General features: G+C 37.7%; 5 protein-coding genes. 4 read left to right on the top strand and 1 reads right to left on the bottom strand.

The window, feature by feature from the left end; all coding sequences use genetic code 11:
• Positions 1-274 precede the first annotated feature (274 nt).
• The 4 genes from MP477_RS13015 to MP477_RS13000 all read left to right on the top strand — a co-directional run bounded on the left by MP477_RS13015 (position 275) and on the right by MP477_RS13000 (position 4,596).
• Positions 275-1,609: an amidohydrolase gene (locus MP477_RS13015; RefSeq protein WP_257190769.1), complete on the top strand. Its 1,335-nt coding sequence runs from the start codon at positions 275-277 to the stop codon at positions 1,607-1,609.
• 25 nt (positions 1,610-1,634) lie between these two features.
• Positions 1,635-2,303 (top strand): ankyrin repeat domain-containing protein, encoded by a 669-nt coding sequence (locus MP477_RS13010; RefSeq protein ID WP_257190768.1) that lies wholly within the window; start codon positions 1,635-1,637, stop codon positions 2,301-2,303.
• Between the two features lie 128 nt (positions 2,304-2,431).
• Positions 2,432-3,277 carry a helix-turn-helix transcriptional regulator gene (locus tag MP477_RS13005; protein ID WP_257190767.1) on the top strand — a complete coding sequence of 282 codons (846 nt, stop codon included), beginning with the start codon at positions 2,432-2,434 and terminating at the stop codon, positions 3,275-3,277.
• Between the two features lie 80 nt (positions 3,278-3,357).
• Positions 3,358-4,596 carry an amidohydrolase gene (locus MP477_RS13000; RefSeq protein WP_257190766.1) on the top strand — a complete coding sequence of 413 codons (1,239 nt, stop codon included), beginning with the start codon at positions 3,358-3,360 and terminating at the stop codon, positions 4,594-4,596.
• Positions 4,597-4,784: 188 nt separating this feature from the next.
• On the opposite strand, the gene MP477_RS12995 is transcribed toward MP477_RS13000, so the two are convergent.
• Positions 4,785-6,203, bottom strand: coding sequence for a hypothetical protein (locus MP477_RS12995; protein WP_257190765.1), 1,419 nt, complete (start codon positions 6,201-6,203; stop codon positions 4,785-4,787).
• Position 6,204 lies beyond the last annotated feature (1 nt).

Here is a 6,204-nt window from a genome sequence, read left to right as displayed (position 1 = left end):
GGTAAACTTTTGTATAAGTCGTAAGTAATTTTTACGTCTAAAAATAACCACATAGTTTGTCACTCCGTAGGAGTCTCAGTAATCAAAGTGAATCAGCCGTTTAGATTCCTGAATGACAATTGTTGTGGGGTATCTTCTTTATTCTAGTGTAGAAAAGATAAACCGGAGATTTTAATAAGGAATCAAAACAAAGCATAAATCATACAAGTTTTGTAATAAACCATACACTTTGGTCAGCAGACTTCTTTTTAATTTTGTCATAAATAGATTGGAAATGATGACTTCAGACAATAATATATCCCGTAAGGATTTTATCAGAAATTCTGCATGGGCAATGGCCGGATTAACCTTAATACCTAATATCATGGCAGCATCACCGTTTTTTGATGAAAAGAATATATGGACTAAAGGGAAGTTAAGCCTTAAAAATGTCCGTTTAGAAACCGGTTTTGAATATCAGGAGGGGGAAGTTGCATCCACCAAAACAGATCTGTTTTATATAGAAGTTGAGCATGGAAAGATCACAAAGATCATCCCAAACCAGCCTAATGCTAAAGCAGTAGATGCAAAAGGATTGTTAATGCTCCCTGCGTTTAAAGACATGCATATTCATTTGGATAAAACATTGTATGGAGATCAATGGCAGGCTGTGAGAAAAAGAACCGGCGGAATCAAAGGAATGATTGAGCTGGAGCAGAAAATGCTTCCTGAGATGTTGAAAAATTCAACATTTAAAGCCGAAAAACTGATTGAGCTGCTGCAGTCAAAAGGAACTTCATATGCCAGAAGCCATGTAAATATTGAACCTACTTCGAAACTCCAATCATTAAAAAACCTTCAAAAGGCTTTAGAGAATAAAAAGAAAGGCTTTGGAGCCGAGCTGGTTGCTTTTCCGCAGCATGGTGTATTCTATACCGATTCAGCTCCTTATCTGAAAGAAGCGGCAAAGATGGATATTGATTTTATTGGGGGCGTAGATCCATTCAATATTGACGGAAATATTGAAAAAGTAATGGATTTTACCGTTCAGCTGGCGCTGGATCATCAAAAAGGAATAGATATTCATCTGCATGAAACCGGAGATTCCGGATTGAAAACTGTAGAATATCTTATTAAAAAAGTAAATGAAAACCCTTCCTTAAAAGGGAAAACCTATTTAAGTCACTGTTTCATACTGGCCAAGCTAGAGAGTACAAAGCAGGAAGAAATAGCTGAGAAATTAGCAGAGGCCCAAATCGGAATTGTTTCCACGATTCCTTTTGGAAGAATGATTATGCCTATCCCAACATTATACAAACATAATGTAACGGTATTGACAGGTAATGACAGTATTGTAGACCACTGGAATACTTTCGGAACAGGGAGTGTGCTGGAGAAAGCCAACCTGATGGCCCAGCTATATGGTTATTCTACAGAATTTTTATTGTCAAGAAGTTTAAAGCTGGCGACAGGAAATATTCTTCCATTAGATGATAAAGGAGGCCAGCAGTGGCCTAAAAAAGGTGATAAAGCAGATTTTGTATTGCTGAATGCAAGCTGTTCTGCAGAAGCCGTATCAAGGATTTCAACTGTTGAGTCATTGGTGCATCAGGGAAATGTAGTCTTTTAAGTTTTCGACCTAAAAATAAACGATTATGAAAGTTTTAGTATTTCTTTTAACATTCGGAAGTATGAGTGCCTGCGGAGAGAAGCCGGTTGATTTCTCAAAAGAAAATACAAGACAACACGAAAACATTATAGAAAAGGTGAAAAAAAATGATATTACTGCCGTAAAATCTGCTTTAGAGAATGGTACAGATGTTAATACTCAGGATGAAAGAGGACGTTCTTTATTACTGATAGCAACAATAGAAAAGAACATAGAAATGGCAAAACTGCTTATTTCTTATAAAGCTGATGTGAACCTTCAGGATAACCAGAAAGACAGTCCGTTTTTATACGCAGGAGCAAGCGGGCAGACAGAATTGGTTACGCTGTTTTTGGAAAACGGAGCCCGTTTTGATTTGTATAACCGATATAACGGTACCACATTAATTCCGGCATGTGAACGGGGATATGTGGAAACTGTAAAAGTTTTAGTGAAAACAAAAGATTTTCCTGTCAATCATGTAAACCGCTTAGGATGGACTGCATTAATGGAAGCTGTAATCCTTGGAAACGGAACCCAAAAATATCAGGAAATCGTGCAGATTTTAAAAGATAATGGAGCAGATATCAATATTCCCGACCATTCAGGGAAAACTCCTTTGCAGCATGCAGAATCATTAGGATTTAAGGAAATAGCTAAGATCTTAACCTCATAGCATATTGATAAATTGAGATATATTTTAGTTTGTGTTTGAACCACAAAGGATTCAGTATTTGTTTCTTTTGTGGTTATTTTAATTTTTCTCTCATAATTTTTATTAATTTTAGGAGAAATTCAGGTAGTGTGGGTTATCATACAGATCATTTTCCCATTTTAGGAATTCAGGAGTTTAGTGAAAACCAGCTTAAGAGCTGCAATCTGCTGTATAACGAACTTTACGGGGCGCGCTCTATTGATGATCCCCATAAACACGATTTTTTTATCATTAATCTTTTTGAAAAGGGGGTCGGCTCTCACACCATTGATTTCGTGGAATATCAGGTGAAAGATTTTCAGATCCATCTTGTTTTTCCGGACCAGGTGCATCAATGGGTCATTGAAAAAGAAACAATAGGATATCAGCTGATGATCAGCAGGGATTGGTTTGAGAGTTTCCTGCCTTCATTAAGATTTTCTGCTTCCTATTATCAGAATCATCCTGTGATCAACCTTTCCCAGGATATTTTTGCAGCCTTCAGATATGAATTTCAGTCCATTCGGAAAGAACTGAATGGAGAAAAGGTTTTTTGGGAACTGATCCAGAAGAGAAGTGAGCTGATAGGTTTGCTGGTAAGCAAGTCTGTAGAAGGAGCTTTTAAAGATTTTGAAGTTTATCATTCAAATCCTATCATTTCAAAATTCTTACCTCTGATCGATGAACATTTTAAAACCGAAAGATCTGTTTCTTTCTATGCAGATAAACTTAGTATTTCTGCCAATTATCTGAATATTGTCTGCAAAAAGAATCTCAATGCTTCAGCATCATCCCTTATTCAGGACAGGATTTTATTAGAAGCAAAACGTCTTCTGAAAGTTTCTGAAATGTCTGTAAAAGACATTGTCTATGACCTTGGCTTCTATGATCATGCCAGCTTTTCAAAATTCTTTAAGGCACAAACCGGAATGACGCCTTCTCAGTTCAAAGAATAATTTGTACAACATTTGACATAATTGATACACTGGTTTCGAGGAAGAGCTGATGTAATTTTGTGTGGTTAAAATTTTACATCATGCAATTTCCATATCAATTAACTGCAAAAGGAAAATACTCACTTAAAAATGTCCGCCTGGAAACAGGTTTTGAATACGAAAATGAAGAGGTAACAGGTACAAAAACAGATCTTTTCAGTATTGACATTGAAGATGGGAAAATAAAAGCCGTAAGAATTAATGATCCGGCTTCTAATGCTATAGATGCTAAAGGATATCTGATGCTTCCGGCTTTCGGAGATATGCACATCCATTTGGATAAAACATTATACGGACTTCCATGGCAGGCACTTTCTCCGAAAAGAAGAACCGTAAAAGATATGATTGCCTATGAACAGGAAATTATTCCTGAATTACTAAAAACTTCTGTAGAAAGAGCCGAACAGCTGATCAGCTTACAGCAACACTACGGGACTCATTTTGCAAGAACCCATTTTAATATTGATCCTACCTCGGGATTACAATCGCTTGAACATCTGGAGCAGGCACTTGAAAATAAAAAAGACTCTTTCAAGGCTGAACTGGTTGCTTTTCCGCAACATGGAGTATACTATACGGAAACGCTCCCTTTAATGAAAGAAGCAGCTCAGCTGAAAAGTGTAGGTTTTATCGGAGGGCTTGATCCTTTAAGCATTGATGGAAATATTGAAAAAGTAATGGATTTTACCGTTCAGCTGGCTTTAGATCATCATAAAGGAATTGATATTCACCTCCATGAAGTAGGAGAAGCGGGGATGAAAACTATCAATTACCTGATTGATAAAGCTATTGAAAACCCGGAACTCCAGGGAAAAACATTTGTGAGTCATGCTTTTGCTTTAGCCCGTCTTTCTCCAAAAGAAACACAACAGATTGCTGAAAGGCTGGCTGAAGGTAAAGTGGGAATAGCCTCTTCTGTACCGTTCAAAGGAACTGTAATGCCCATACCAACCTTAAAGAAACATGGAGTGAATGTATTGATAGGAAACGATAATGTACAGGATTACTGGAGTACCTTCGGATCAGGAAATATGCTGCAGAAAGCAAATTTAATCGCCGAATTATATGGATATGTAACAGAGCTGTCCTTATCAAGAGCACTGCAGTTTGCTACCCAGGGTATTCTTCCTCTGGACGAAAAAGGAAATCAGCAATGGCCTAAAACAGGAGATAAAGCAGCTGTTGTTTTTACCGGTGCATCATGCTCTGCAGAAGCTGTTTCCAGAATGACCACAATAGAAGCCCTGATGAATGACGGAAATCTGTTTTGGAGAAATTAAAAAGAATATATATTTTTTATATACTTGTTTTTTGTAAATCAGCCATCGGATTTTCCGGTGGCTGATTGTTTATAGCTGAGGGCTTATTACTTTTGTGCCCAACACAAAATGACAGCACTAAAAAGCCTTCAGAATCTTCTGAAGGCTTTTTTAATAATTTGATATGATAGTAACTGTTAATAGATATACTATAAGTTATAGTTTGTCCAGCCTGCATACCAAGTGTCGCTAGCGTCTTTTACAGCTCCTCTGTACGTTACAGGAGTGAACCAAGATGCTAATTTAGTATGGGTGAATACCCCTCCTGTTAATAATGGTGACCCGGCAGCAGGAGAGAAGTTAGGTGTTGTTCCTGCAGGAGCCCATGCATTGGTAAGTTTTACGTCAGCTGTATAAGTAAGGCTGGTATTTCCTTTAGCATTGAAGAAAGTAGTAAGATCAGTGATAGAATATCCTGTTGGAGAAGAAGTAGAAGCTCCGTATTTTAAAGGAGTTACACTTCCTGCCAGAATATTATTCTCGAAAGCAAGACTTCCGCTGGTGATATTTTTATCTGTAGGAGTTCCTTTGGTAGCATCAACGAATAAACCAACCGGGAAACCTGTGAAAACAGAGTTAAATACTGAGATAGAAGAGTTTCTTCTGATCTGTAAACCGTTTTGGAACAATGAGTTGATTGAACCTACATTGGTATTTGTGCTTGAAGAGTTGATTGGCCCGATAATCGTCATATTTGAGAATGTAGCAGAGCTCTGAGGAGTTAAAGCAGAACCGTTGGCATCATTATCAGATTCAAATCCGTTAGAACCTGAAACGTCAGCTACCTGGGCATCTCTTACCGCAATACCGAACTGTATTTTTCCTGAAAAACCGTTATCAGTATCAAAGTCATCATCAAGACCTTTATAAGAAATAAGGTGAGAGCAGTTTACTGTTCCTCCGAACCACTCAAAACTGTCGTCATTAGCATAAGCCACTTCTACATAATCTACAGTAGTTCCGTTACCTACCCCTCCGAATGTAATTCCGTTTACCTCTTTGTCTGGTAAGAATGCATATCCCGCATATTCAATTCTTACATATTTTAAGATACCACTGTTGTCAGCAGCATTATTTCCTCCGTAAAGACCAAGACCTTCCGTGTTGTTGATACCCCCTTCAATTTCTCCAACTCCTTGTTGGTTGTTGAAAGAAGCATTGGTAGGAGCACTTCCTAAAATGACAATACCTGCCCAGTCTCCTCTTTTCGGACTTGGTTTTTCAGAAGTGAAGATAATAGGGTTGGCGGCAGTTCCTTCTGCCATAATTTTACTTCCTCTAGTGATAATCAAGGCTCCATTTTTATCAGCTTCACCTACAATTCTTGTTCCCGGCTCAATGGTTAAAGTTGCTCCGTTTGTTACATATACTAATCCTCTTAACTTATAAATTTTATTAGCTTTAAGCGTAACATTGGATGTGATCTTTCCTGAGAGAATAAGGTTGTCAGTGTTTCCATTTCCGGAACCATCCTGAATGATGGTTTGCCCGTCTTCTTCTATATTTCTACATGCAGTAGTTGTAGCAAGAGTGCCAAGCATTAAAGAATATAAAACGAATTTTTTCATG

The organism is Chryseobacterium sp. WG23, assembly GCF_024586575.1.
In the GTDB taxonomy this organism is placed as follows: domain Bacteria; phylum Bacteroidota; class Bacteroidia; order Flavobacteriales; family Weeksellaceae; genus Chryseobacterium.
This window is presented reverse-complemented; position numbering and strand designations above follow the sequence as displayed.

Coding starts and splice junctions, on each gene's coding strand:
- MP477_RS13015 (WP_257190769.1), top strand. CDS start 275: ATGATGACTTCAGACAATAATATATCCCGTAAGGATTTTATCAGAAAT.
- MP477_RS13010 (WP_257190768.1), top strand. CDS start 1,635: ATGAAAGTTTTAGTATTTCTTTTAACATTCGGAAGTATGAGTGCCTGC.
- MP477_RS13000 (WP_257190766.1), top strand. CDS start 3,358: ATGCAATTTCCATATCAATTAACTGCAAAAGGAAAATACTCACTTAAA.
- MP477_RS12995 (WP_257190765.1), bottom strand. CDS start 6,203: ATGAAAAAATTCGTTTTATATTCTTTAATGCTTGGCACTCTTGCTACA.